Source organism: Candidatus Afararchaeum irisae, from assembly GCA_034190545.1.
In the GTDB taxonomy this organism is placed as follows: domain Archaea; phylum Halobacteriota; class Halobacteria; order Halobacteriales; family Afararchaeaceae; genus Afararchaeum; species Afararchaeum irisae.
In genome coordinates this window covers 54,706-77,176 of the sequence record JAXIOF010000014.1, presented here as the reverse complement: position 1 = coordinate 77,176, position 22,471 = coordinate 54,706, and the positions used below count along the sequence as shown (strand labels likewise).

The following is a 22,471-nucleotide window of genomic DNA, read 5'->3' as shown; positions in this document are numbered from 1 at the left end:
CCGTGACGGGAATGTTGCTTCCGGGGAATCTTAGACCGGCTGAGACTCCCACGGAAGAAACCCCGGCGTTCACGCCGGGGAGGATGTCATTCTACTCAGCGACCTCCGAGTCGAGTCTCACAGAAGCCTCTATAGCGTCTTGCTTGACCTTCTCCTCGTCGAGTGTCAGAACCTCCCGATCCTCCATCACGACCTCGCCGTCGACGACAGTAGCCACGACGTCAGTTCCCTTCGCCGAGTAGACGAGGTTGGATATGAGGTCGTGGTGTGGCGTGAGATGGGGCGATCCTACGTCGACTACGATCATGTCGGCGGGACGACCTCTTTCTATCACTCCCGCCTCGGTTCCGAGTGCGTATCCCCCGTTATGTGTCGCCATCTCGATAGCAGTCTTGGCGGGAACCGCGGCGGCGTCCGACTCGGTGACCTTCGAGAGGAGGGCGGCGCGTCTCGTCTCCTCGAACATGTCGAGGTTGTTGTTCGAAGCCGCGCCGTCGGTTCCTATCGCGACATTGACCCCCTTCGAGTCCATCAGGTCGACGGGAGCGGCTCCAGAGGCGAGCTTCATGTTCGCCGACGGACAGTGTGCTACGCTGACGTCCCTATCTCTCAGAAGCTCGATCTCCTCGTGATCGAGATGGACACCGTGTGCGACATAGACGTTTTCACCGAGTATCCCGTGGTTATCGAGATGCCACGCCGGACTCACACCCGTATTAGCTACCGAGTTCTCGACTTCGTTCTGTGTCTCACTGAGATGTGTGTGGAAGACACAGGCGAGGTCGTCGGCTTTCTCGGCGGCTTCTTCGAGGAACCAGTCGTCACACGAGTAAGGTGCATGGGGGGCGAGCATAGCTGAGACTCTGCCGTTCGCAGCGCCGTCGTACTCGCGGACAAACTCGACGCCACCTTCGAGCTCCTCACGTTTCTCGTCCTCAGTCTCCTTGTTCTCAGTGATCATTCCGTAGCCGAGGGTCGCGCGGAGACCCGCCTCCTCGACCGCCTCGGCAACCCTCTCCATCTCGAAGTACATGTCGCCGAAGGAGGTCGTCCCCGACTTTATCATCTCGAGCGCGGCGAGACGCGTTCCGGCGTAGATGTCGTCGGGCTGTAGCCTCGCCTCTATGGGCCAGATCTTCTCACGTAGCCAGGTTTCGAGGGGGAGGTCGTCGGCGTACCCCCTGAAGAGTGTCATAGCGGCGTGTGTGTGGGCGTTGACGAGTCCGGGCATCACGAGGTTGCCGTCGGCATCGAGTACTCTGTCGGCGTCATCTATGTCGCCTATCTCGACTATCTCGCCGTCACGCACACCGACGTCCTTCTCGACTATCCTGCCGTCGGTATAGACGTATCCGTTACGTACACAGAGATCCATGGCTGGAGTATCAGACACTCATAGTTAAATCTGGGTACTACGCTACGGCGTCTCGCCCTCCCAGTCCGCGTCATCGAGTGTGCTCTGTACTGCCTCCTCGCCGACTGCCCCTGCTAGCCTCTCGAATCCCGCTCTCTCGGTTCGGTCTGAGGCGTTCGCCACGAGACGTGAGACTATGAACTCGGGGGTCGATCTGCCGACGGTCTCGAAACGCGGCTGGTAGTCGACCTCAAGCTGTAGGTCGTCGTCGAGACCCTCGGCGAATATGCCGTCGACACGGGCTTGCTCGGGCAGAGGTTCGAGGTCGTCGGCGAGATGTGTCACGAAGACTCCTGTGGCTTCGGTGTCTACGGTGAGACCCACGAGACCGTGTAGGAGACTCGCCGCACTTCCGGGCTCCGTGATCGCCTCGAACTCGTCGACGAGCATCAGTGTCGTCTCGTCGGTCGTGAGAGGCGGGACGATCGAACGCAGGGTGGATTCGAGAACTCCGGCGTTGAAGCTCGCGTGTCTCCTGTGGAAGACGACCGAGTCGAAGTACGAGACCTCGGCGGACTCCGCGGGTACGGGGAGTCCCATATGTGCGAGAAGAACCGTCTGACAGACGGTTTCGAGGAGTGTCGTCTTACCTCCGCTGTTCGCCCCGGTGAGGACGGCGACGCGGTCAGTCGGAACCTCCGAGGTAGACGTATCACCTACTCCGTACGTGACAGGCTGGACGTCGACTCCCTCGGCTGAGAGGCTGAGGTTACGTGCATCGACTACTGAGACACCAAGCTCTTCGTCGGAGAACTCCGGACGTCGAAGATCGTACTCGTCGGCGAACCTCGCGAGGGAGAGTAGAAAGCCGAGGTCGTCGACAGCCTCGACCGCGGACTCGACGTCGTCACGGGCTTCGTCGAGCCTGGTTTCTACTCTTTCGACGACCTCGTCGTGTCTGTCCTCGACGGCTTCTTCGAGATCCGTGAGTAGGTTACGGAGAGTATTGGTCACGAGGTCGGCGGCATCTACTGCGTCGTCGGGTGCGGCGGAGTAGACAGAGTCGAGATCGACCCCCGTCTCGTCGGAGACGTAGTAGGCGAACTCCTCCCTGAACTCGTCGCCCGTCCTCCTCCCGCCGGCATCGAGTCTCGAACGTACGGTCTCGACGATATCGAAGGCTGAGTCGCTGAGAGAGTCGACGAGTTCGAGCTGGCGTCGGAGTTGGTCGAGATCCTCGTCTACACCTTCCTCGACACGATCCCCGTCTACGATTCCGAGTACGCCGACTGTCTCTTCGAGGGCTCCAACGTCGAGATCTGAGAGTCTGGTGAAGACTCGGTCGTCGTCTATGTCTGAGAGACGTATAGCCGCATCGACCGCAGCCTTCCGGCTACCCTCGGAGTCGTACTCCTCGAAGACGTCGATGATCCTTTCGTGTTCTTCGTCGCTCAGACGTGACCACGACTCCCTCGCTCCGAGAACCTCATCGAGCCTCCTCTCGGCGTCTTCCTCCGACGGAAGCGGCGTCATCACACGTATCCTGTTCTCGGCGTCCTCGGTGAGAGCGTACCGGGTCACGAGATCTACGAGATCCCTGTAGACGTCCCTGGTGTCGGAGGTTTCGAGGAGTTCGAGACCCTCTGTCTCGTGGGCACGTCTGAGTATACGGACGACACGTCCCCTGGTCACCCCCGCGTTCACGAGAGTCCTGACGTCCGCATTCTGTATAGCGTCTATTGCTTTATCGGCTCCTATCTCGGTCTCAAGCGTCTGTCTCGTCTTGGGTCCGATCCCCCAGTAGTCTTCGAGATCCATCCGTGTGTTACCGAGACGGTTCGTCGGGCTTAAGAATTTCGTGGTCGTATCCCATCTATGTACGAAGCCGTCGTCTATGATCTCGACGGAACTCTGATCTTGCTTGACGTCGACTGGGACAGAGTAAGACACGAGATCTCGGAACTGCTTTCGGAGAAGGGATTAGAGACCTCACCGAGTGTCTGGGAGATGTATGCCACGGCACACGAGGAGGGAATCGATGAGGTCGAGAAGATCATAAGACGACACGAGGTAGAGGGTGCGAGGTTCTCGGAGAGGCTCGAAACCGCTGACGAGGTCGAGGACGGCATTCCGACGGGAGTCTGTTCTCTCAACTCGGAACGCGCATGTCGTGTCGGAATCGAGAGACACGGTCTCGACTCAAAGATAGACACAGTCGTAGGACGTGACACAGAAGATGTCGACGGCTGGAAGCCCGATCCCGAGCCTCTACTCGAAGCCGTCGAGAGGCTCTCGGTTGACCCCGACGACGCTGTCTTCGTGGGTAACTCGGAGAGGGATCGCGTGACTGCGGAGAAAGCAGATGTGGAGTTCAGAAAAGTTTAGTATAGCTGTATCTAGCTACTCGTCTTCGTCCTCATCATCTTCCTCGATGGTCTCAGGTCCCTTGACGGCGTCGTGGAGAGAGTCGAGTCCGTTGACCCATTCGCTCACGAAGCCGTATTCGAGGTCGTCGTAGATCTCCTCTATATCGAACTCCTCGCCGTCGAGTATCTTGGCACCCGCCTTCGATATCAGACCGAGGGATCTCTCCATCTCCCCGTTGTCCTCGGCGTTCTTCGCCTCGTAGATGTAGTCCTCGACGTCTCCCTCGGGGTCGGCTCCGTTAGCGAGGTACTCCTCACACGACGCCATGACTCCCATGAGCGAGGTCTGGACGCCGTCGAGCATCATGTGTTTGTCCTCGTCTTCGATCTCGACCTGGTCGAGAACTACCTCACGTATCTCTGTGAGCTCTTCGAGAGCCTCCTCGGAGCCGACGTCTCCCTCGTCGTGTTCCTTTACGAGCTTCGCACACGCTATCGTCACGTCGTCCTGAAGGTTAAAGAAGAGACGCGCGCTGTCCTCTGACTCGGGATCGAACTCCTCTTCTCTTATCCGTTCCACCCAGTTGTTCCAACGTTCACGAGTATAGAACCCCTCGTCTTCTTCCATACGAACCAGATGTCTCTCGGACTAAAATCGGTTTCGGTCAGTATCTCCAGCCGAGCCATTTAGTCGCGTCCTCGGGGTCGCAGTCGTCGGGAGAGTTGGAGTCGAACCAGTCGCGGGTGTCTTCCTCGGAGACCCCGTCGACGACGACCTCGGGCTCCGAGACCCAGACGTAGCCGTCGTGGTCGGCGTCGACGAAAGACTCCTCCGAGACTGATCCGAGAACCTCGGAGACGCGGTCTTCAGACCATCCCATCCGTTCGACGTCTTCACGTGAAAAGTTCTCGCCGGTTGTCTCGTATATCTGGGCGTACTCGGTGAGATTCGTGCCGTCTAAGACACGTCTGAGACGTAGGTTCTCGACGACGGAGTCCTTGAGAGAGTCAGGCACGGAGACTTCGAGAGAGACATCGTCGAACTCTGATCTCTCGACATGTGAGACGTAGTCGGTCGTATCGACGACTGTCGGATTATCTATCAGACTGAAGGGCGAACAGCCGTTTCCGTCTCCTCTCTTTCCGACGGGGTATATCTCGCAGTTGTCGGAGACTATGTACTCGAAACGGTCGTAGCCCGTCTCCCTGTCGGGGTTAGGTACTGCTGTGTAGGCGTCGTTGTGTCTCTCGACAGCTCCCTCCTCGACCATAGTAGAGAGAACGCCGCGTGTCTCATCTTGAGACCAGCCGAGTGAGTCGGAGATCTCGGGAACAGTGAAGACATACTCACCTACTGACTCACGTATGGCTTCGCGTCTGTGTTCCTCGTCGTCTTCCCTCTGTCTCTCGACCTGTCTCAGAAACTCGGTCGTCCCCGGCTCAGCGTCGAGATCGGATCTCCGGGGCACAGACTCGTCCGTACCGGGTCTCTTCTTGTCTTTCCCCATCTCCTTCTCCTCGATCAGGTCGAAGATGAGATCCTGTCTGAACGTGGCGTACTCGACGAGAACACGCGACATAGCCGCGATCTCGTCCCTGAGATGGTTGGTGAAACGTCTCACAGCCTCTGAGTCGTCGTACGATGAGAAGTCAGTGTATCTGACAGTAGCCATGTACTTGTGCTATTTCCCCCCATCCACACATTACTGTCGAGCGACATTACTCTGTCGGCGCGTCGGAGTACGGAACTCATTTGTCGTTACGCCGTCGATCTGTGGTATGGAGAAAGTCACCGAGGGCGAGGTTACGGTACGGACGACCGACGACGTCTTCTACAACCCCGACATGGAGATGAACCGCGACATCACGGTCGCAGTCCTCAACGCGGTAAGCGGCGAGGACGATCCTGGCGAGACGACCTACGCCGACGCGATGACCGCGACGGGGATAAGAGGCGTGAGAGCCGCAGTAGAGGCGGGCGTCGATGTAACCATGAACGACAGGAGCCCCGACGCCGTCGATCTCGCACGGTCGAACCTCGAAGAAAACGACGCCGACGGCGATGTCGTGAGGTCGGACTCGAACGTCTTCATGTGGTCGAAGACCGCTGACGTCGTCGATGTCGATCCCTTCGGGAGTCCCGTAGTCTTTGCCGACTCCGCCTTCAACTCAGCGCAGTCAGTCGCGTGTTTCACGGCTACTGACACCGCACCCCTATGTGGAGCGCATTCGAGCGACAGGAGAAGGTACTCCGCGGTTCCTCTCAACACAGAGTACCATCCCGAGATGGGTCTACGTGTCCTTATAGGAGCCCTCGTGAGAACTGCGGCGAGACACGACGTCGCCGCCGAGCCAGTCTTATCACACGTCTCCGACCACTATGTCAGGACATACATGAGCCTCGACACAGGCGGTAAGGTCGCCAACGCCTCGCTCGAAGGTCTCGGATACATCTCCCACTGCTTCGACTGTTACTACAGGACGTCTTCACACGGAATGATCTTCGACGGCGAGCGCGACTGTCCCAACTGTGGCTCCGAGATGAGGGTAGCAGGTCCCCTCTGGATAGACTCGGTACGTGACCCGGAGTTCGTCGACGAGGTCAGGGACGAGATAGAGAGGTACATGGGGACGTATAAACGCGCGAGGAAGGTTCTGCGTCTCGTGAGGGACGAGATAGAGACGCCGACACATTACGACCACCACAAGCTGTCGAAGAAATGGGGCGTGACCCCGTACAAGATAGACGAGTCGGTCGAGATGATCAGAGAAGCCGGCTTCGAGGCTAGCCGCGCGCATTACTCGGGAACTGCGATAAAGACAGACGCCGACGTAGACGAGCTTGAGGAGTTCGTCGGCGAGTAGTATAGTGTAGTATAGTATCAGTCCTGGATGACGTGCTTCGGGTCGAGGAGACGTACGGGATGGCGCGTCTCAGGGTTGGGGCTGAGTAGGTCGTTCATCTGATCCTCACACGACGAGCCGCTCGCGACTAGGTGGTCGGAGTCTTCGGGTTTCTGTATCTTCTCACCGACGTCGACACTGAGGTCGTAGTACTCCGACTTGTAGCCGAACGACCCCGCCATACCACAGCACTCGGCGTCGGAGGTCGTGACGTCGTATCCCGCGGCTTCGAGGACTTCGACAGTCGGCTCTTCGAGTCCGAGTGTCCTCTGCTGACAGTGAGAGTGGTAGAAGACGTCTCCAGACCGGCGCACGAGACAGTTTCTGAGCGAAGGGTCTGAGTCGATGAGACCGTCTATGTACTCGAAGAGTTCGTAGCTCCTCGCGCTTATCTCGGCGTACTCGTCCTCGGGAAGGAGCTTCTCGTAGTCGCTTCTGAGCATCGCGAGAGATGACGGCTCGACTACGACTATCTTGGTGTCGTCTCGTAGGTCGAGGTCGAGGTCGGCGACGGCGTCGTAGAGATCCTCGGCTTTGAGTCTCGCGGTCTCGACCATTCCCTGGGAAAGAGGTGCGCGTCCAGTCCCCGGGAGGTCGGGAACCACGACCTCGACGCCGAGGGATTCGAGGACACGTACTGCGGCTTTACCTCTCTCGACGTTGATGTAGTTAGTGTAGACGTCGGGATAGAGGACGACAGTCTCGTGGGTCTCAGATGACTTAGGAGCCCGCGACTCGAACCAGTCTCTCAGAGTCGTCGACTCGAACTCAGGGAGGTCGCGTCGAGAGTCTACGCCTACACGGTCGAGTAGGTACTTCGCGGGACGGCTCTCGGCGAGGAGGTTAGAGACAGGTGCGGTCTTCGAACCGATGCGCGCGATCCTCTCGAAGTTGCCGAAGAGCAATTTACGTAGACGTGGAGTAGTCTCGGAGTCTTCTGCGGGAAGAAGACCCTCGTAGACGAAGTCGAGTTCGGAGTCGCCGTCTCTGTTTATCCTGTCACGTACTGCGGTGTTTATCCACGGTATGTCGATCTTCACGGGGCATTTGTTGACACATCTCGAACAGCCCGTACACAGGTCGTTGAACTCCTCGGCGGAGTCAAGACCCTCGACGCCCGCTTCCCATCCCGTGGCGATCCCACCGGTGTAGGTCTCACCGCCGAAGACGTGTCCTCCCGCGCTCTGGAAGTTGGGACACGTGTTGAGACACGCCGAACAACGGATGCAGTAGAGTGTCTCCCTCAGAACCTCGTCTTGTCTCATCTCCGACCTTCCGTTGTCGACGAGGACGAGGTGGAACTCTCGGTCCTCGGCGTCGGCGTCCTCACCGAAGACAGGGCTGTCGAGAGGTGGGGTCAGAAGAGAGACGTACGACGTGATCGCCTGTCCCGTACCCGACCTTCCTATGAGCTCTATGAAGGGCTTCATCTCGGCGACAGACGGTAGTATCTTCTCGATCCCCGCTACTGCGACGTGTGTGGGTGTCGACTCTACGACCTTACGGGCGTTCCCCTCGTTGGTGACTACTGCGACTGTCCCCGACTCGGCGGAGACGAAGTTGGCTCCCGTGATGCCGACGTCTGCGTCGTCTATCCTGTCACCGAGGTAGTCGCTCGCGAACTCGGTAAGCTCCTCGGCGGTTTCGAGGTCGTGATCGAGGTCGAACTTGTCGTTGAAGAGACGTGCTATCTTCTGTCTCGACTTGTGTATTCCGGGTCCTATGATATGGGACGGCTCCTCGTCGGCGAGCTGTATCACGAACTCGCCGAGGTCGGTCTCGTAGACGTCGACATTTTCTTCTTCGAGCGCGTCGTTGAGGTCTATCTCCTCGGTAGTCATCGACTTGCTCTTGACAGCGGTGTCGGCGTCGGCGTCTTCAGACACCTCGGCTACGTACCGACGGGCGTCTTCGGCGTCGTCTGCGACGTATACGGTGCCTCCGTTCGACTCGACGGTCTCACGTAGCTCCTCGATAAGTGACGGAAGCCGTTCTATGGCGTCTTCCTTTATCGCGCGAGCCTCCGACCTGAGGTCTTCGTATCTGTCGCCGAGTCCGTCTACGGCGGCATCACGCGACTCGTTGAAATGGTGTGTGTTACCGTAGACTGCGTCGCCCTCGTCTTCGAGTATCCGGTTTATGTATTCGGCTTTCTCAGTATCACTCATTCTACCACCACTACCTCGGCGGTCGAGACACCGTGAACTCCCCTGACCGACTCGCCCATGTCACTCGTTGAGCTAACCCCCGTAGCGAGTACGACGTCGGTGTCGGCGGAGTCGACGAGTTCGAGAGCCGTTTCGATGTCTTCCACGAGGTCGTCACGTCTCAGGACGGCGACGTGTCTGTCGGGATACAGACTCACCTGGCTCGCGCGTCCCTCCGAGACGATACCGAGAGTCCCGTAGGAAGCGACGCCGAACTCCGCTCTCGTAATCCCCGTGTCGGCGTCACGTATCTCGTCTTCCGAAGGCTGGGTCTCGGTATAGTCGGGGAGAATAGAGCCATCGAGATCCGACGACGCGACCGCAGTCCCCTCAGTAGCATCGTCGACCGCGTCCGAGAGATCCGACCTCGGCACAGCCGTAACTCCGACGCCCAAGTCAGCGAGTCTTTCCTCGAACTCGTCCAAAGAAGGGGCAGAGTCGGAGTCGGATTCGTGTTTCACTACCACTACCTCTATGTCTGTCTACCGTCCGAGACTTCTTACGCGTTACGTGTTAGGTTATGCGTTCTGCTTCGTGTACGGGAGCTTTCCACCCGCTGCGAGGAGTCGGCGCTCTCTCTCACTGGCTTCGAGTTCGACGGGTATCTCTATTCCGTTCGTCTCATTGACGAGAGTGAACTCCTCGTCTCCTGCCTCGACCTTCTCGACGACGTTCTCGATACGCAGGTCGTCGCCCTCGTCTATCTTCTCGTAGTCGTCGGGGTTCTTGAAGGTCAGCGGAAGGAGACCGAAGTTGAATAGGTTCGCCTTGTGTATGCGCGCGAACGACTTAGCGACGACCGCCTCGACGCCTAAGTTCATCGGACACAGCGCGGCGTGCTCACGGCTCGATCCCTGTCCGTAGTTCTCTCCGCCGACTATGACGCCGCTGCCCTTCTGTTTCGCGCGTTCGGCGAAGTCGGGGTCGACACGTGAGAGAGTGTACTCCGAGAGCTTGTCTATGTTCGACCTGTACATGAGTATCTCACTCGTCGCGGGTATGATGTGGTCGGTGGTTATGTCGTCGCCGACCTTGAGTAGTGTCTCTCCCTCTACGGTGTCACCGAGGGGATCCTTGAGAGGTACCTCGCCGATATTGGGTCCTTTCTTTAGCTCGACGTCTTCTTCGTCGGGTTCGAGTAGGTCGACCTTGCTTCCCGAGAAGCCGTCAGGTACGACTGTTTCGGGAGAGTCGACTCCGTAGGTCTCGGCGTAGTCACGCGGGTCTACGAGTTCGCCCTCGACTGCTGCGGCGGCGGCGACCTCGGGCGACGAGAGGTAGACTGCGTCGTCCTCTATTCCCGAACGTCCCTCGAAGTTGCGGTTGAAGGTTCTGAGTGAGGCGGAGTCGCTCGCGGGGACGTGTCCTATTCCGATGCACGCGCCACACGTCGACTCGGACCAGTTGACGCCCGCAGCCATGAGGTCGGCGGCTGTTCCGTTTCTCGCGAGCATCTCATCGGTCTGTTTCGACGCCGGAGCGACGATAGCGTGGACGTCCTCGTCGACCGTGTTTCCGTCGAGTGTGCGCGCGAAAGACTCGACATCCTCGTATCCGCCGTTGGTACACGATCCGACCATGACCTGTTCGACTTCGGTTCCCTCGACCTCGGAGACGGGAACGACATTGTCGGGCATGCTCGGACACGCGACGAGAGGCTCTATCTCGCCGAGGTCGATCTCTATCGTGTCGTCGTACTCGGCGTCGTCGTCGGGCTTGAGCTCTGTGTAGTCTTCCTCTCTTCCGAGACGTTCGAGGTAGTCGCGTGTCCTCTCGTCACTCGGGAAGACACTCGAAGTCGCTCCGAGCTCCGTACCCATGTTAGTGATAGTCGTCCTCTCGGGGACTGAGAGACTCTCGACACCGGGACCCGTGTACTCGAAGACCTTACCGACTCCGCCCTCGACGCCATGACGTCGGAGCATCTCGAGTATGACGTCCTTCGCAGTCGCCCAGTCAGGTAGCTCTCCCGTGAGACGTACCTCGACGACCTCGGGCATCTCGATGTAGTAGGCACCTCCACCCATCGCTACGGCTATGTCGAGACCTCCCGCACCTATCGAGAGCATACCCATTCCGCCCTGTGTCGGCGTGTGGGAGTCGGCTCCGAGAAGAACCTTGCCGGGCTCGGCGAAGTTCTCTGTGTGTACCTGGTGGCATATGCCGTTTCCGGGGCGTGAGAACCACGCGCCGTACTTGTTCGACGCGCTCTTGAGGAAACGGTGGTCGTCGGTGTTCTTGAAGTCGAACTGGTAGGTCTGGTGGTCACAGTACTGTGCGGCGAGTTCGGTCTTGTGTTCGGGCATGTCGAGTGCCTCGAACTGGAGCCAGACGAGTGTGCCTGTCGTGTCCTGAGACAGAACCTGGTCGACGTCTATCCCGATCTCCTCGCCAGGCTCCATATCTCCTTCCACCAAGTGGTCGGAGATAATCTTCTGAGTGATGTTTTGTCCCATGTGTGGTGATAACCACGGCAACCTAATAAGAGTTTTCAGCCGTGTCCGAAACCGTCACGGAGAACCACGGAGTCTGTATAGCGGATTGGGGTTTACGACGTAACGACGACGGTGTATCAGGGGAAGAAGAGACAGATAGGAGGTTCTGTTGCAGGATCTTTGATATTGCCTACACGCAAGAATCGGGGGTTTGCGAATATCACAAGATCTCTGATCTTGTTTACCCACAGATTCAGAGAGTCTGTGAATGTCCTTGGTCAGATCTTTCAGTAAGTCTAGTCGCGACTGTGAGCCTCATTAGAGCTCAATAAAGTAAATATCGCTATACACAATCCGCCTCTCAGTCATCGACAGTCATAGCGTGATATGGTACTTAACCGTGTTTCTGGGAGACACAGTCTGGGTCACGTCGCCGTGAATAACCAGCTTCGAGAGGGGTGTCGAACCCACCTCTACGGAGTCGCCCTCCTCGAACGCCGAGATAGTACCACGTATGTGTATCTCGGCAGTACTCTCGTCTCGATCCATGTCGACTCCGAGGATGTCGTAGCGTTGGGAGTCGGCTTGTGTACCTGTCCTCGGAGTCTCCGTTCCGTCTCTCAGTCTCAACAAGATGGAGTGCATGTAGTGGCTGGATACGTCTCTCAGTGTCTTCAGGGTCTTCGTCGGTCTCTTCGGGCGACCTCAAATGGTGTGACCGCGCTGTGACTCGTCTGAACCCCCCGACGAGTATAGAAGGGACAGAGAGAAAAAAGAGATCTCAGCCCGATCAGTCGTCGCTCGGGACGCGGTCGGGCGTCTCTGTCTCCGACGGCGGGTCGTCGAACTGACTTACGAAGTCGTCTTCTTCTTCCTCCTCTTCCTTCTTCTCCTTTATCTTCTTCATACGGAAGATCTCCTCGCGTTCCATCTCGTCGAGACGTAGCTCTATGAAGTCACGCGCCTCCTTGAGCTCGGGAAGGAGCTTGAACTCGAGAGCATTGACACGTCTCTTCGTCTTCTCAATCTCGTCGAGCATCTTTCTCATCGCGGTCTCTATCTCGGCGGCGAGTATTATCGAGTCGAGGAGCTTCTCGTAAGCCACCGCCGCCTCGTCGACACGTGCACTCGTGCCTAAGAGACCGTAGCCGCGCTCTCCGACGTCTTTCTGTACCTTCGATCCCTCGATCTGAGGGACTACGACTCCCATTATGTTCTTCGAGTCGACGACTATCTCGGGAGTCTCAGCGCGGGCACTCGCCGCGCCTCTCACGGCGAGGTCGCCGTCCATTGCCCGAGCCTTGTTGATCTTCTTCTGAGCCTCGTCGTAGTCCTGTTCGAGCTGTGAACGTACGTCCTGAGCCTCATCGAGTATCTCCATGAACTCCATTATGAGTCCGTCGCGCTTCTTCTCGAGAGTGTCGTGACCCTGTTCGGAGAGCTCGATACGATCCTTGATCTCCATCAGGTTCTTACGCGTGGGTTTGACGTCCTCTACTGCCATTGTTTTGTGAGGATGTTATGTTTTGACGAGGTTAAGCCTTCGCCTCGGCTTCAGCTTTCTCGGTCTCGTCGTCTCCGTCTTCACCCACGTAGTACTCCTCAATGAACTCGTCGCCGACACGTTTGAGCTCGTCCTTCGGGAGCATCGAGAGGAGATCCCACGCTATTCCGAGAGTGTCCTCTATAGAGCGGTTGGTGTTCCAGCCCTGGTTGACGAACTCCTGTTCGAATCTGTCGGCGAAGTCGAGGAAGAGGTTGTCCCTCTCCGAGAGAGCCTCACGTCCGACAATGTTAACGAGGTCTCTGAGGTCGTTACCCTCGGCGTAGGCGGCGTACATCTGGTTGGCAACGTCCTCGTGGTCGGCACGTGTGAATCCCTCTCCTATTCCGTCGTCCATCAGACGCGAGAGCGACGGAAGGACGTCTATCGGCGGGACGACTCCCTCCGACTCGAGGTTCCTGTCTATGTATATCTGACCCTCGGTAATGTAGCCGGTGAGGTCAGGTATGGGATGTGTGTCGTCGTCTCCCGGCATCGTGAGTATAGGGATCTGTGTCACACTTCCCTCGACCCCCTCGATACGTCCCGCTCTCTCGTAGAGCGAGGCGAGGTCGGTGTACATGTAACCCGGGTATCCACGTCGTCCCGGAACCTCCTCACGCGCCGCGCCTATCTCACGCAGAGCCTCACAGTAGTTGGTCATGTCTGTGAGTATAGTGAGGACGTGGTATCCCTTGTCGAAGGCGAGGTACTCCGCCGTCGTGAGAGCGAGTCTCGGAGTGACTATACGTTCGACAGCGGGGTCGTCGGCGAGGTTCTGGAAGACGACAGAACGTTCGAGCGCGCCGGTGCGTTCGAACTCCTCCAGGAACTCGTTTGCCTCCTCCTGTGTGATTCCCATCGCGCCGAAGACAACCGCGAACTCGGTGTCTTCGTCACCTTCCTCGGGAACCTCAGCCTGTCGCGCAATCTGGAGCGCGAGGTCGTTGTGGGGAAGTCCGCTTCCCGAGAATATCGGGAGCTTCTGCCCACGTATGAGGGTGTTCATGCCGTCTATCGCGCTTATACCCGTCTGTATGAACTCCTTGGGATACTCGCGCGCGGTCGGATTTATCGAGGAGCCGATTATGTCACGTCTCTCGTCGGGGACTATCTCAGCACCGCCGTCTATGGGGTTTCCACGTCCCGACAGGACGCGTCCGAGGAGATCCTCGGTGACGGGCATCTTCATCGTCTCTCCGAGGAAACGTACGCTCGAGTTCTGGTCTATCTCGTTCGTACCCTCGAAGACCTGGACGCTGACTATGTCGTCTCCCGCTTCGAGAACCTGCCCCTTCTTGATCTCGTCGCCGACCTTTATCTCGACCATCTCGTCGTATCCGACGGGCTCGTCGACCTCGACCATCACAAGGGGTCCGCTGATCTCGTTTATTGTCTTGTACTCCTTCATCTTATCACCTCATTTCGTTGAACTCGTTCTCTAACTCGTCGTCTATCTCGTCGACGAGGGGCTCCCAGTCCTCCTCCGTGGGTATGTCGAAGAGTCTCTTGGGCGTCTCCGCCTGGTTTATCTCCTCGACAGGCACGCCCGCGTCGAGTGCGTCGAATGCTAGGTCGTTGAACTTACGTATCAGACTCAGCATCGCGAACTGCTTGTCTAGCTCACAGTAGGTATCGACGTCGTGGAAGGCGTTCTGCTGGAGGAAGACCTCACGTATGTAACGCGCGACCTCGAGTGTGAGCTGCTGATCCTCGGGAAGAGCGTCCTTTCCGACGAGCTGGACGATCTCCTGTAGCTCGTTCTCCTCGTCGAGTACACCCACAGCCCACTGTCTCGCGTTGGGCCAGTCGGAGTCGACCTCGTCCTCGAAGAACGGGTCGAGCTGGTTCTTGTAGAGTGAGTACGAGTCGTTCCAGTTTATCGACGGGAAGTGGCGTCTCTCGGCGAGGTCGGCGTCGAGAGCCCAGAAGCACTTCACGATACGTAGAGTGTTCTGTGTGACGGGCTCCGAGAAGTCGCCTCCCGGGGGAGAGACAGCACCTATGACACTCACGCTGCCGTCCTGGTTTCCGAGAGTGTTGACACGTCCCGCTCTCTCGTAGAACTCGGCGAGAGCCGCGGCGAGGTACGCGGGGTATCCCTCCTCACCCGGCATCTCCTCAAGGCGCGAGGATATCTCACGCATCGCCTCCGCCCATCGGCTCGTCGAGTCCGCCATCAGAGCGACGTCGTATCCCATGTCACGGTAGTACTCGGCGAGAGTAATTCCGGTGTATATCGAAGACTCGCGCGCCGCGACGGGCATGTTACTCGTGTTAGCTATGAGAGAAGTCCTCGACATCAGGGGGTTCCCCGTCTTGGGATCTTCGAGTTCAGGGAAGTCGTCGACGACCTCAGTCATCTCGTTTCCTCTCTCACCACAGCCGACATAGATGACTATGTCTGCGTCACTCCATTTCGCAAGCTGGTGCTGTGTGACTGTCTTTCCGCTTCCGAAGGGTCCCGGAATCGCAGCGGTTCCTCCCTTAGCGATAGGGAAGAGACCGTCGAGTACACGCTGTCCCGTCACGAGAGGGTCGCGCGGAGTGACCTTCTCGTCGAAGGGTCTCGACTTCCTGACAGGCCACTCCTGTTTCATCGTGATCTCAGTTCCGTCTTCGAGTATCACGACAGGCTCCTCAACGGTGTAATCTCCCTGCTTGATCTCGGCGACGGTGCCACCTTCCTCGTCGGGCGGAACCATTACCTTGTGGTCTATGCTTATTGTCTCAGGGACTGTGCCGACTATGTCTCCGGAGCTTATCTCGTCGCCCTCCTCGACCTCGGGGACGAACTCCCACTCCTTTTCGAGGTCGATACCCGGGGCGTCGACTCCTCTGTCGAGGAAAGCCCCCATCTCGTCCTCAAGAATGTCGAGAGGACGCTGGACTCCGTCGTATATCGTGTCGAGTATTCCGGGTCCGAGGTCGACACTCAGGGGTGCTCCCGTCGTAACGACGGGCTCTCCGGGGCTTATCCCCGATGTCTCCTCGTAGACCTGTATAGTCGTCGTGTCGCCCTCTATCTCTATGACCTCACCCATCAGTCCTTCGTCTCCGACGTAGACGACGTCGTTCATACGTGCGTCGAGACCCGTCGCCTCAACGACGGGACCGCTCACGTTGGATATCTCGCCATCACCGTCTTCGACGGTCTGCTGTTCTGCCTTGCTCATGTTTATTCCTCCATAAGGTCTATTCCGATTGCACGTTTTATCTTCTGTCTGAGTCCGCCTGCGCCGCCCTCACCGCCGAGGGTCACAAAGGTCGGCTCTATGCTGTTCTCTACCTCGTTCCTGACGTCCCTCGACAGGTAGTCGAGGTCGTCTTGGTGCATCACTATTATTCCGACTTCGTCGTTTTCGAGGAGATCCTCGACTGCGCCGTCTAGTTCGTCGTCCTTGTTCTGGTCACGCACCTCACGGAAGGTGTCGACTCCCGCGAGACGGAAACCGTCGGTGAAGTCGGGACTTCCGATCACACCTACCTTCATTCTACCACCATTATGGTGTCTTCTATCTCCTCACGGCTGAGTCCGGCTTCTTTCCCACGTGCTATAGCACGTATGTTAGCGACCTCACGCTCCTTGTGAAGTATGTACGAGATCACGGGAGCCATCGAGAGGGGATACTGGTAGGTCATCCGCTGTGAGTATCCCATCAGAACCCTGTCTATCGCCTCGTCGAACTCAGTGAGGCTTCCTGCCTCCTCAAGAGAGGTTATGGCATCTTCGAGACGGTCGCCGTATTCGGACTCCCTAAGTGCGTTGAGTAGCTCCTCGCGGTTGCCCGAGAGCCTCTTGAGATCGTCCTCAGAGAAGACCTTTCCGCCCTCGATGAAGTAATCGGAGATATCGACGTTCTCCATCTCCTCGGCAACACGGACAGTGTTACGTATGTTGAGTATGTCTATCTCGACCCTGAGAAGGTCGTTGTAGACCTGTCTGGGTCCCTGACCACTCTGGTACTTCGACTGGAGAGCCTCCCCGAGATCGCCGTCAGAGCCGACTAGCTGTTCGTAGAACGTTCTGTCGACTGCGTTTTCGAGCGGGAGGAGAACCCCTGTCTCGCGGAACTCACTGACTGCGTCCTTGAGGGAATCTCCGAAAACAGTGTCAGAGACGGCTTCGACAACCTGTTCGACATCTTCTAGTCCCACGATCTGGTCGAAGAACTCCTCATCAAGCTCTCCCGCGAGGATGAGGTCATTCTTTATCTCAGTCTCCGTAGCACCCGTGTAGACGCCACGTAGAACCGTCTTGATATTCCACGCGTCGTAGCTACGCAAGTACTCGACGACTAGACTGTGAAGTTTGCCGTTTGACCAGCGGACTATGTCGCTGAAATGACGCGCCATGTTGTCGTAGAGAGCGTACTCGATGAGGTCGACACCTGTATACCGCGATGCGAGACGGTCTACCTCGCGTGAGTACTCCGACTCCTCCATGAACCGCGCTATCTCGTTGGGCTGCATACGCACGAGTTTCCTGTAGTCGTCCTCGTCGAAGAGCTTCGACTTACGGACACGGACACGCGAGGTCACATACTCGAAGTTCGACTCGCCTGAGACCTCGGAATCGACGCTCCCTACCACGACTACTCACCCTCCTCTTCACCGAAGAGTGTCGCCGACACGTGTCTGATACTGTTGTCCCAGACCTCGTCGAGGACGGAGTCGAATGAGTTGTCGACCCTGACCTTTCCGCCCTCAGCCTCGACGACGACGCCTCCGAGTATGTCGGTAGTTCCTCCGAACTCGAAGCCGTCGTACGACTCGAGGAGTTCGCCCACTGCATCCTCGTCTTTCTCAGACACGAGTACCGTACCCGACTCGGCGTCGAGATCGTCGACGGCTCCTTCGAGAAGCTCCTCGTTAAGCTCTTGTCTGTCTTCTTCGAGGCTCCCGATACTCTCCTCAACATCGTCTCTGAGGTCATCGAGTAGCCTCTTCTTCGCCTGGAGCCTCATCTGTTTTGCCTCAAGCTTAGCACTCGCGAGTGTCTCCTCGCGCCGCGTCTCTATCTCCGACTCGACTTCGTCCTCCGCCTCGGAGATTATCTCGTCTGCCTCTTCCTCGGCGTCGGATACTATCTCGTCGGCGCGCTCCTCAGCCTCCTCGATGATCTCCTCGGCTTCGTCACGAGCCTCGTCCTTTATATCCTCAACTACTGTTTGTAGTCCCATTGTTAAAGAAAAAAGGTGTTTTTAGACCACGAATACGACGACCAGAGCCAGAATTACGAGAGTCTCAGGGAGAACCGTCATTATGAGACCCTGTGTGATGAGGCTCTGATCCTCTGCTATCGCGCCCATGGCTGCCGATCCGATTCCTCTCTCAGCTAAACCCGCTCCAAGTGCGGCGAGTCCGACTCCGAGTGCTGCCGCAGAAGTTGGGGGGATAGCGGGTGCTGCTTGCTGAAGCGATACTGCGTTTTCGACTAGTGTTCCTATCATTGTTGTTTACTCCTCTGTGGTATACTTTCTTTCAAATCCAAACGGTTCGTATGTCTCACCGCCGCCTTCATAAAACTTACCAAAGAACTCGACGTATTCAAGACGCACTGCCTGAAGCCCTGCACTAGTTATGCCCAGAGCCAGGACAAGAGTATGTCCGAGTATTAGAACTACGATACCGAATATAACTCCCGCTATACCGCTGTGGGACAGGCCTCCGAACATTATCTCGGTAACCTCGTGTCCATGAACCATATCGCCAACGTGGGGCATATGACCAAGTCCGAAGTGCCACTCAGCGTGTTCTCCCTCACCGGTGACATATACACCGAAGAAAAGGAGATTGACGACAAATGCCATTCCCGCCTTCGCGAGAAGTACAGCCGCGAGACGAGTATATGACAAGACGTTGACAAGAACGTTGAGGAACTCAACACCCTCGATAGGCTCTCCGTAGACGAGAAGGACTAACCCTATGAAGAACACGGCGAGCCCCCCGAGACCAACCGTAGGTGGAAAGCCCGTGAATCCAAGAGGGAAGGGATTGCCCGCAAAGACCGACTCGGATCCGACGAGTATCGGGGGTGCCTTTCCGGATGCTCCGGCGAATATCCACGTCCAGAGTCCGAACATCATCATTAGCCACGATCCACTTTCAGTCATCGCGTCACTGAAGCCGTGTTCGAGATTCTCTATGAAGTCGGTAATCCATCCCACTGTGAGATGGAGGAGTCCCACGAATAGCGAGAGTACAACCCACCCGAGTGCGTAGTCCCCGAAGGCCGGCTGGAGACCTTTGTGTATTGGGGGATGTCCTCCCCAGATGACATCTCCGAGTATGTGGAGTCCGAATATCTCTCCGTAGAGCACACCGAAGACAGCCGTCAGTCCGCCAGCCCAGAGTGTGAGACCGCCGAGGCTCCTCATAGCCGGGCTCTCAAACTTGGTGTAGAGAACGGCTCCTATTCCTAGATAGAGGAGTCCGTACCCTAGGTCTCCTATCATGAATCCGAAGAAGACGGGGAAAGTCAGAAGTAGGAAAACCGTAGGATCGAACTCAGAGTACTTCGGCAGGCTGACAGCCTTTACGAGTATCTCAAAGGGCTTCGCGGGATCCGGGTTATCCTGTACGACGGGAGGACTGTCTTCTTCCTCGTCTCCGTGGCTGTGCCCCGAGTCACCGTGTTGAGCTCTTTCGAGCTCTCTTATTTCGACGTGTCCACCGACGACATCCTTTATCCTCGACTCTAGCTCGTCGAAGGTTTCGGTCGGAATCCAGCCCTCAACCACAAACGAGTTTTCCGTAGTCGCAAAACGGAGTGGAGCCTCCGCCTTCTCTACGTCTACGGTGAGCGCTTCCTCAGCGGCGAGGAGGAAGTCGGCTGAGTTGTTCTTTATCTCCTCACGTACCGAGTCGAGGTCGTCGAGCTCCGATTCAAGGCGGTTCTGACGTGTTTCGAGCTCCCTCAGAAGCTCCTTAGGGGAGCCCTCCGCCTCGGGAACCTCGACCGCCGAAAAGCTCGCTCCCACGAGCACATCCGAAAGGTCGGTGTCATCGGTGACCGTAGCCGCAACTGCGACTACGTCGGAGCTACCTATCGTCTCGAACTCGTCGACCTCCTCCGACGACCTCAGAACGTCCTTGACGTCGTCTAAGTCGTCTGTCTCTCCGACGACTACGTCTATCGAGTCGTAGCCACGTAGGAGATCGAGTTCGACCCCGAGCTCCGCGAAGGGTTCGAGTGACGACTTCTGATCGCGCACCTCCCTGAGCTGGTCACGGAGGTCGTCACGTTCGTCCTCTAAGTCGTTGACCTTCTGACGGACGGTTTCGAGGCGCGACTCTATCTCGTCGTCGTCGAGGTCGAACCCACGGCTACGGCTGTAGTCGTCGTCCTCGACTCCGAGTATGTTCTGTATAGAACGTATCTGGACGAGCTTCTCGCTCGCCTCCTCGCCGAGGTCGAGAGGATCGCCGTTATCGAATCCCTCCCAGCTTCCGTCGTAGTCCTCCATATGGAGGAGGTCGAGTCTATAGAGCGACTCTATGACATCGTCTAGAACTCGCTTAGATCCCACTACGGAGACCTTGCTCATCTCCTTAGGTCTGAGTCCTGGCATGCACCCCCTCCTTGAATCTGTCTATGACCTGTTCGACGGCTTCTTCTCGGTTCTTCTCAGCCTCGTCTTCGAGGTCGCGAACATCGTCCCTCCCGTCGTCGAGTATCCTCTGCTTCTTCTCGTCTATCTCCTCCTCCGCCTCGGCGAGTTTCTCCTCCTTGAGACTACTCGCCTTCTCGCGCGCTTCCTCGACTATCTCATCCGCCTCTTGGCGCGCTTCCTCGACTATCTCGTCCGCCTCTTCCTCTGCGTCTGCGACTATCTCGTCAGCGTCTTTCTCTGCCTGCTTTATATCTCTTAGTATGCCTTCTTCCTCTGCGGTTGCCATCTTATTAACATGAATTTGTGTGTAGGCGAGTATAAGGAGGTTTCTATTTTGTAGAGGGGTTGAGAAAACAAAACCTCTAATACCGTGGACGACTAACTTCGTCAGATTAGATGACCGATACCGAGGAAAAGAGCACCGACGCCAACGGCGTCCCTGACAGCCTTAGAAAGGCGTTCTGGAGAACAGTCCTACATCTCAACGTAGGTCCGATCTCGGTCTCTCTCGGTCTTATGCTGTGGTACTTCAGGAGCCTCGGAGAAGCCGCTCCGTTTCTCGTCGTGGGTGTCTTCTCGCTCGCACGTGCTGGGGTCTTGTACAGACGTAACGTACCCGACGTCGACGATGGGGTATGACGGATGACGGAGCGTGGACAGAAAAGAGGGTGCTACTCGTCGGGGTGCTGATGGTCGTAGAGCTTCTCGGCGGACTCGTCGAACATCTCCTTCTCGCGGTCGGAGAGCTCCCACTCTACGACCTCCTTGACGCCGCCCTCTCCTATCTTCGCGGGGACTCCTATCGAGACGTCCTCGACCCCGTACTCGCCGTCTAAGACGACACTCGACGGAATTATGTCGTCCCTGTCGAGTGCTATCGACTCTATGACCTGAGCGACCCCCCTGCCGGGACCGAACTCGGTCGCTCCCTTCTTCTCTATGACGTTCATGGCACTCTCACGGAGCGTCTCTGTGATCTCGTCACGCTCCTCGTGTGTGAAGTCGGGATCTCTGCCGTCGACACGTACCTTCGAGAAGACGGGGACCTGTGTGTCTCCGTGTTCTCCTATTATAGACGCCTCGACGTTGAGTACGGAGGTGTCGAACCTCTCGGAGAGGACGTAACGGAAACGGGCGGAGTCGAGTCTTCCCGCGAATCCTATCACCTTGTCACGGTCTCTCTCGCTGACTGAGTAGAGATGGTGGTTGAGTACGTCCATCGGATTGGTCGTGAGTATAGTAACCGCATCGGGGGCGTACTCGTCTATCTCCGACATTATGTCCCCTATTATCGGCTTGTTGGCGTCGGCGAGGTCGAGTCTCGTCATCCCGGGCTCCCTCGGCTTTCCTGCTGTAATTACGACGACGTTACTGTCCTCGGCGTCCTCGTATCCGCCCTGGTAGACGTCTGTGTCGGTATCGTACGCGATACCGTGCATCGTGTCGTGTGCCTGTCCGAGTGCCTTGTCCTCGGCGATATCTATGTAGACTATCTCGTCGGCTACTCCGCTTAGTGCCGTGTTGAAGCCTACCATGGCTCCTACCGTACCGCCGGCTCCGACTATAGAAACCTTGAAACTCATGTATAGTATTAGGGCGTACTCAGATTAGGTTAAAGCTATCGGAACCAACTAGATACAAGGCAGGAAATGTGACCGTGGCTCGGACTAAAGCCTCGGCGGAAGGTTTAGTAATACTGAAGTCATTAGATATTACCGAGAATGTCGAGTAGTACAAAAGACCCCGAGGTTGTACGAGTCTCCCCGAAGGGTCAGACTACTATACCAAAGAATCTCCGCGAGAAGTTCGGAATAGAGACTCCGGGTGAAGTGTTCATCTACGAAGGGAGAGACGGAATAGTAATAGAGCCGGTGCCGTCAGGCGAAGATCTCCATGGAATTCACTCAGGAGATCACGAGAGAGGTGAGATAGCCGAGAGAGTACGTGAGATAAAAGAAGGAGAGAGAGAAAGAGAAGAGGAGAATGTAGAGAGGCTTCGTCCGTCGGACGGAGACGATTGACATCCTCACCCGCCTGAAGTCGGGT

At 57.1% G+C, this 22,471-nt stretch carries 21 protein-coding genes and 1 pseudogene; 4 read left to right on the top strand and 18 right to left on the bottom strand.

From position 1 onward, the window contains the following. Positions 1-91: 91 nt before the first annotated feature. The gene (locus SV253_01795; GenBank protein MDY6774813.1) at positions 92-1,375 is read right to left on the bottom strand and encodes an amidohydrolase; all 1,284 of its coding nucleotides are present in this window, start codon (positions 1,373-1,375) and stop codon (positions 92-94) included. Positions 1,376-1,417: 42 nt separating this feature from the next. Next, a complete protein-coding gene (locus SV253_01790) occupies positions 1,418-3,172 on the bottom strand; it encodes a DNA mismatch repair protein (GenBank protein MDY6774812.1) in 1,755 nt (584 codons plus the stop codon). A gap of 57 nt (positions 3,173-3,229) precedes the next feature. On the opposite strand from SV253_01790, the gene SV253_01785 reads away from it, so the two are divergent. Then, a complete protein-coding gene (locus SV253_01785; GenBank protein ID MDY6774811.1) occupies positions 3,230-3,739 on the top strand; it encodes an HAD hydrolase-like protein in 510 nt (169 codons plus the stop codon). 15 nt (positions 3,740-3,754) lie between these two features. Here the strand turns inward: SV253_01785 and SV253_01780 are convergent, their stop codons facing one another. Further along, on the bottom strand, positions 3,755-4,348 hold the full coding sequence (locus SV253_01780) for a DUF2150 family protein (protein ID MDY6774810.1): 594 nt from the start codon (positions 4,346-4,348) through the stop codon (positions 3,755-3,757). A gap of 37 nt (positions 4,349-4,385) precedes the next feature. Next, a complete protein-coding gene (locus SV253_01775) occupies positions 4,386-5,393 on the bottom strand; it encodes a hypothetical protein (GenBank protein ID MDY6774809.1) in 1,008 nt (335 codons plus the stop codon). 106 nt (positions 5,394-5,499) lie between these two features. On the opposite strand from SV253_01775, the gene SV253_01770 reads away from it, so the two are divergent. Beyond that, entirely contained in the window at positions 5,500-6,585 is a 1,086-nt protein-coding gene (locus tag SV253_01770; protein ID MDY6774808.1) for a tRNA (guanine(10)-N(2))-dimethyltransferase, read from the top strand. A gap of 17 nt (positions 6,586-6,602) precedes the next feature. Here the strand turns inward: SV253_01770 and SV253_01765 are convergent, their stop codons facing one another. The 13 genes and pseudogenes from SV253_01765 to ahaH form a co-directional block, all read right to left on the bottom strand. Continuing rightward, a complete protein-coding gene (locus tag SV253_01765) occupies positions 6,603-8,792 on the bottom strand; it encodes an LUD domain-containing protein (GenBank protein MDY6774807.1) in 2,190 nt (729 codons plus the stop codon). Further along, positions 8,789-9,292, bottom strand: coding sequence for an LUD domain-containing protein (locus SV253_01760; GenBank protein MDY6774806.1), 504 nt, complete (start codon positions 9,290-9,292; stop codon positions 8,789-8,791). Before SV253_01760 ends, SV253_01765 begins: the two co-directional genes overlap by 4 nt. A 57-nt stretch (positions 9,293-9,349) precedes the next feature. Further along, complete coding sequence (locus tag SV253_01755) at positions 9,350-11,287, bottom strand: aconitate hydratase (GenBank protein MDY6774805.1); 1,938 nt, start codon at positions 11,285-11,287, stop codon at positions 9,350-9,352. A 411-nt stretch (positions 11,288-11,698) separates the two neighbouring features. Then, positions 11,699-11,794 (bottom strand): annotated as a pseudogene (locus SV253_01750) (TrmB family transcriptional regulator). A gap of 262 nt (positions 11,795-12,056) precedes the next feature. Continuing rightward, a complete protein-coding gene (locus SV253_01745; protein ID MDY6774804.1) occupies positions 12,057-12,770 on the bottom strand; it encodes a V-type ATP synthase subunit D in 714 nt (237 codons plus the stop codon). A 31-nt stretch (positions 12,771-12,801) separates the two neighbouring features. Next, the gene (locus SV253_01740; protein MDY6774803.1) at positions 12,802-14,220 is read right to left on the bottom strand and encodes a V-type ATP synthase subunit B; all 1,419 of its coding nucleotides are present in this window, start codon (positions 14,218-14,220) and stop codon (positions 12,802-12,804) included. Positions 14,221-14,224: 4 nt separating this feature from the next. Next, entirely contained in the window at positions 14,225-15,985 is a 1,761-nt protein-coding gene (locus tag SV253_01735; GenBank protein ID MDY6774802.1) for an ATP synthase subunit A, read from the bottom strand. Positions 15,986-15,987: 2 nt separating this feature from the next. Then, positions 15,988-16,302, bottom strand: coding sequence for a V-type ATP synthase subunit F (locus SV253_01730; GenBank protein MDY6774801.1), 315 nt, complete (start codon positions 16,300-16,302; stop codon positions 15,988-15,990). Beyond that, positions 16,299-17,402, bottom strand: coding sequence for an ATP synthase A1 subunit C (gene ahaC, locus SV253_01725; protein ID MDY6774800.1), 1,104 nt, complete (start codon positions 17,400-17,402; stop codon positions 16,299-16,301). Before ahaC ends, SV253_01730 begins: the two co-directional genes overlap by 4 nt. A 2-nt stretch (positions 17,403-17,404) precedes the next feature. After that, positions 17,405-17,992, bottom strand: coding sequence for a V-type ATP synthase subunit E (locus SV253_01720; protein MDY6774799.1), 588 nt, complete (start codon positions 17,990-17,992; stop codon positions 17,405-17,407). A 21-nt stretch (positions 17,993-18,013) separates the two neighbouring features. Then, positions 18,014-18,262 (bottom strand): hypothetical protein, encoded by a 249-nt coding sequence (locus tag SV253_01715; GenBank protein MDY6774798.1) that lies wholly within the window; start codon positions 18,260-18,262, stop codon positions 18,014-18,016. Between the two features lie 6 nt (positions 18,263-18,268). Continuing rightward, positions 18,269-20,383, bottom strand: a complete 2,115-nt coding sequence (locus SV253_01710) for a V-type ATP synthase subunit I (GenBank protein MDY6774797.1) — start codon at positions 20,381-20,383, stop codon at positions 18,269-18,271. Then, on the bottom strand, positions 20,364-20,711 hold the full coding sequence (gene ahaH, locus SV253_01705) for an ATP synthase archaeal subunit H (protein MDY6774796.1): 348 nt from the start codon (positions 20,709-20,711) through the stop codon (positions 20,364-20,366). Before ahaH ends, SV253_01710 begins: the two co-directional genes overlap by 20 nt. Positions 20,712-20,821: 110 nt before the next feature. On the opposite strand from ahaH, the gene SV253_01700 reads away from it, so the two are divergent. After that, positions 20,822-21,064, top strand: coding sequence for a hypothetical protein (locus tag SV253_01700; GenBank protein MDY6774795.1), 243 nt, complete (start codon positions 20,822-20,824; stop codon positions 21,062-21,064). Between the two features lie 32 nt (positions 21,065-21,096). On the opposite strand, the gene SV253_01695 is transcribed toward SV253_01700, so the two are convergent. Continuing rightward, on the bottom strand, positions 21,097-22,008 hold the full coding sequence (locus SV253_01695) for a malate dehydrogenase (GenBank protein ID MDY6774794.1): 912 nt from the start codon (positions 22,006-22,008) through the stop codon (positions 21,097-21,099). Between the two features lie 138 nt (positions 22,009-22,146). Here SV253_01695 and SV253_01690 point away from each other — a divergent pair, with 138 nt between their 5' ends. Next, positions 22,147-22,446 carry an AbrB/MazE/SpoVT family DNA-binding domain-containing protein gene (locus SV253_01690; GenBank protein MDY6774793.1) on the top strand — a complete coding sequence of 100 codons (300 nt, stop codon included), beginning with the start codon at positions 22,147-22,149 and terminating at the stop codon, positions 22,444-22,446. Positions 22,447-22,471 lie beyond the last annotated feature (25 nt).